This is a genomic window from Halomonas marinisediminis (assembly GCF_004347715.1).
Classification (GTDB): Bacteria; Pseudomonadota; Gammaproteobacteria; order Pseudomonadales; family Halomonadaceae; genus Halomonas; species Halomonas icarae.
This window is the reverse complement of sequence record NZ_SLTR01000434.1, coordinates 1-274: the sequence shown is the minus strand read 5'-3', so window position 1 is coordinate 274 and position 274 is coordinate 1. Positions and strand designations below refer to the sequence as shown.

Genomic DNA, 274 nt, shown 5'->3' with positions numbered 1-274 from the left:
GGTCACGCCCATGCGCGCCGACCTGACCGCCTATGACAAACTCGCCGACCTGGAGGCCGCCCTGGCATGAGCCCATCGCCGGAACAGGTCATGCAGTTCCTCTATGCTCTGCGCTCGCGCGGGGTTCGGGACAGGGCGGTCCTGACGGCGATGGAAAAGATCGACCGCGGCCTCTTCGTCGAAGGCGTGTTTTCGGGCCGCGCCTATGAGGACGTGCCCTTGCCCATCGCCTGTGGCCAGACCATCAGCCAGCCCTCGATCGTGGGGTTGATGA

At 65.7% G+C, this 274-nt stretch carries 1 protein-coding gene; it reads left to right on the top strand.

Going from position 1 to position 274, the window contains the following annotated elements:
* Positions 1 to 66 precede the first annotated feature (66 nt).
* A partial coding sequence (locus E0702_RS17305; protein ID WP_368816925.1) for a protein-L-isoaspartate O-methyltransferase family protein occupies positions 67 to 274 on the top strand: 208 nt, incomplete at its 3' end.